The 4,058-nt window shown below is 41.9% G+C and carries 3 protein-coding genes; 2 read left to right on the plus strand and 1 reads right to left on the minus strand.

Translation table 11 applies throughout. From position 1 onward, the window contains the following. Positions 1–36: 36 nt before the first annotated feature. Positions 37–942, minus strand: a complete 906-nt coding sequence (gene cruF, locus OGM63_RS26835; RefSeq protein ID WP_263748771.1) for a gamma-carotene 1'-hydroxylase CruF — start codon at positions 940–942, stop codon at positions 37–39. A gap of 435 nt (positions 943–1,377) precedes the next feature. Between cruF and OGM63_RS26840 the strand changes: the two genes are divergently transcribed. Beyond that, positions 1,378–1,830, plus strand: a complete 453-nt coding sequence (locus OGM63_RS26840) for a hypothetical protein (protein WP_263748772.1) — start codon at positions 1,378–1,380, stop codon at positions 1,828–1,830. Between the two features lie 383 nt (positions 1,831–2,213). Beyond that, positions 2,214–3,929 carry a diflavin flavoprotein gene (locus OGM63_RS26845; RefSeq protein ID WP_263748773.1) on the plus strand — a complete coding sequence of 572 codons (1,716 nt, stop codon included), beginning with the start codon at positions 2,214–2,216 and terminating at the stop codon, positions 3,927–3,929. The last annotated feature ends 129 nt before the right edge of the window (positions 3,930–4,058 follow it).

Here is a 4,058-nt window from a genome sequence, read left to right on the forward strand (position 1 = left end):
CCACACCACGCTTCCCCCCTTTTTTTCTGAAAATGCTTACTTCAAAGCAACTTTGACAGGAGCCACTTGCATTTCTGTGTTTGTTTCAACGGCTCGTTGTGTGGGTGTATTTGCAGTTCTCCACCACAGAGCTAAAGCCGGAACTACACCACCAAAAAAGCCCAGCAAAACTGGAATCGCATACCCAGATCCTAAGCTGAGTCCGGCAGCGAAGACAAAATTGCTGATATAAACTATTATTGGAACATTGAGTTGCGATCGCTCTAATTTAATCGACGCATTTTTCCACAACAGCGCTGCTACAGTCATGAATAAAGAACTTGTACCAAACCAACCAGCATAGTTTCCGTAAGGTGTGCCAAAGAAAGCTCCTGGTTTTTCCCAATACCAAAACGGAAAAGCGGTTTGACTCATACCTGGCTCTAAAGCAAAGTCCCAGCAGGTGAATAACAAAGCACCCACCGCTATAGCAGCAATGTGACGCACTAAACTTGGTTTTTCTGCTACTTGCAAACCGGCTCTAGCGATTAAATACGCCGAAAGACCAACATAGAACCAGGATATAGGAATTGTAAACGGTACTAAACCTGCAATTTTATAGCCCAACCCACTTAAGTAGCTATAATCACCAAATGGAAATCCTGTGCTAGTTCCCAGCAACTCACTTCCTACAGAGATAAACACAGATGGCAGCATGAATCCTAACCAGTTTCGCAATCCCAAAACTCGATACGCATAAATACTGACAGCTACTGTACCTAATATAATATCAACTACACCGCCGTTAGCCATACTAGATTGCATAGCAGTCTGTCCAACACTGCCTAAATTCAGAATTACTTCGGCATTAGGTATGACTAGTAGTATCCCAAGCAGTCCAAAAGCCTTCGATAAAATATGACCGATGAGGCATACGCGCTCAACAATAACAAGTTGTCTCATGAGAATTCCTTAACAAGACGTGACACGCGGCTACGATCGCTGCTAACAGTTTACAAATGTTTAAGAACATATTTAACTAATTTGAGCGATAATTCTCTGTAAATTTGTTTGTCTTTCTTTGCAAGAGCATAGAATCCTATTGAATGAAGGGAAAATACACTCATCTGTTAGACTTTTAGTCTAAATCATTCAAGTAAAAATTTATCAACAAAGAATTCACCAGTCACCAGTCACCAGTTGAAAACCCCTACATCAAGACACAGAAATCGGTTTAGACATCGACAAGAGCAAAGTATCAGCCTATCGATTAAAGCTGATAGTTTAATCATAAATTGGCATAAAAGTCAAGTAGCTGAAAACATTTGCTTGCAGCAGAACAGATAGTTGTGGAATAATGAGCTGATATGGTATTGGAAAATCAACTCATGTCAATGTATGACATTAATAAAAAGTTTTCCTTGGGTTTCCCTAACGTTAGTAGTACTTGCCTACGCTAGCTTGGGCTGGTTGATATCGCAAGCACATTCACCTTGGTATATTTGGTTGACGGTAGTCACAGCTATGTTGTTTTTGCTCTCAGCCTTGACAACTCCCTGGTTGAAGATGGCAGACTATTCTATTATCTTCTTTAAATCGGACACTAGAACTTTAGCTTTTTCCGTTTTAGCTGCTTTCTTGTTCTTTCTGATGTTCGCCTGGTTTAAAGTATTTCTTGATACCTTAGTAATCATTTCGGCGAACATATTATTAAGAATAGACGTTCAAAGATGCGGCTTAGGAGAACGGCAAACATTTTTAGTTACAAGTATCTTTTCATTCATAGGTTTATCCTTTGGTGCAGTCATGCAGACTGCGTTTTTACATAATTTCACTCGCCATTTTTTATGAATATTCGTAATGGGGCATGGGGCAAGTAAAATTCGGAAACTTCTTTTTATTTCCATTGCCCATTGCCCAATTTCTGAGTAAATATTTAGATTTGACTTTTTTTGAAGCCTAAATTACAAAATAAGTTTGATTATTTATGCCTGACAATACAATGTTTAAGTTGATAAACATGGAAGATAAACGTGCACATTAGATACAAATTGGCTTGATTAGTTTCTGCTTTTTGTTATGAAAATATTATCGTCAAAAAGGATGCTCAAAAAGAGCAATATTTGCTACTTTTAGAATTATATAATTTATGCCTTTTATTACAACTTTAAAAAATATTTACATGCAAAATAAAAACAGAGAAAAATACTGATATTTGCGTTCGGAGACGAATAATGGTAGCGATCGCCGAAAATGCCCAAAAAAGGCTAACAATACAAACCGTAGAAATTGCCCCGGATACGACAGCGATTCGTTCTCTTGATTGGGACCGCGATCGCTTCGACATCGAATTCGGTTTGCAAAACGGTACAACCTACAACTCATATCTAATTCGCGGTCAGCAAACCGCATTAGTTGATACTTCCCACCGGAAGTTTGAGCAACTGTATTTAGACACGCTCAAAGGTTTAATCAACCCCAAGGCAATAGATTATATCATAATCAGCCACACAGAGCCAGACCACAGCGGCTTGGTGGAAGAAGTTTTGCAATTAGCGCCCAGAGCAACGGTTTTAGGTTCAAAAATTGCCCTACAATTTCTCGAAGGCTTGGTACACGAGCCATTTTCCAAGCGAATTGTTAAAAGTGGCGATCGCATTGACTTAGGCAACGGACACGTCATAGAATTCGTCAGTGCCCCTAACTTGCACTGGCCCGATACAATATTTAGCTTCGATCGCAAAACCCAAACTCTCTTCACCTGTGATGCTTTTGGGATGCACTTTTGCGACGAGCGTACCTTTGACGAAGACTTAGAAGCAATTGAAGCTGACTTTCGATTTTACTACGATTGCTTGATGGGTCCCAATGCTCGCTCTTTGCTGAATGCAATGAAAAGAATGGGCGAACTTGGCAAAATCAATATCATCGCCAACGGTCACGGACCCTTACTCCACCACAACCTTGATTTTCTCACAGAACGCTACCAAAGTTGGAGCCAAGTCCAAGCAGAAGCGCAAACAACCGTAGCTTTATTTTACGTTTCAGACTACGGCTATAGCGATCGCCTCGCCATGTCGATTAATGAAGGAATTCAAAAAACTGGGGTAGCCGTCGAAATGATGGACTTAACCAGTGCGGAAATCCAAGAAATTCAAGAACTGGCAGGTAGAGCAGCTGGTATAATTATCGGAATGCCGCCAACCGCAGCCGTTGCCGCTCAAGCAGCGATTAATTCGCTTTTAGTTGTCGCCAACAACAAGCAAAAAGTTGGCTTATTTGAATCTTACGGTGGGGATGACGAACCGATTGACACCCTCCGGAGAAAATTCATCGATTTGAGTGTTAAAGAAGCCTTCCCCGCAATTCGGATTAAAGGTGAACCCACCGCAGCCACATACCAATTGTGTGAAGAAGCCGGTACAGACTTAGGACAATTGTTGATGCGGGAACGCAACATCAAGCAGATTAAATCTCTTGATGTCAACATGGAAAAAGCCCTCGGACGCATCAGCAGCGGACTGTATATTCTCACAGCCAAAAAAGATGACGTCAGCAGTGCAATGTTGGCATCTTGGGTAGCGCAAGCGAGTTTGCAACCATTAGGATTTACAATAGCCGTTGCCAAAGATAGAGCAATGGAATCATTATTGCAAATAGGCGATCGCTTCGTCCTCAATGCCTTAGAAGAAGGAAATTATCAAGAACTGAAAAAGCACTTCCTCAAGCGTCTACCTCCGGGTGCTGACCGTTTTGCCGGCATTAAAACCCAAAATGCGAAAAACGGTTCTCCCATTCTCACAGATGCCTTAGCATACATGGAATGTGAAGTCACCGACAGCATGGAGTGCAGCGACCACTGGATTCTTTACTGCACCGTCCAAGAAGGTCGTGTTTCCAAAGATGGACTCACCGCAGTTCGTCACCGCAAAGTAGGTAATTACTACTAAAGACTAGGGACTAGGGACTGGGACTAGGGACTAGGGACTGGGGACTAGGGACTGGGGACTGGGGACAAGGAGACAAGGAGACAAGGAGACAAGGAGAATAATTCTTCTTTCTTCCCATCCCCCCCTCCC

It is taken from the genome of Plectonema radiosum NIES-515, assembly GCF_025753815.1.
GTDB classification, from domain to species: domain Bacteria; phylum Cyanobacteriota; class Cyanobacteriia; order Cyanobacteriales; family Nostocaceae; genus Hassallia; species Hassallia radiosum_A.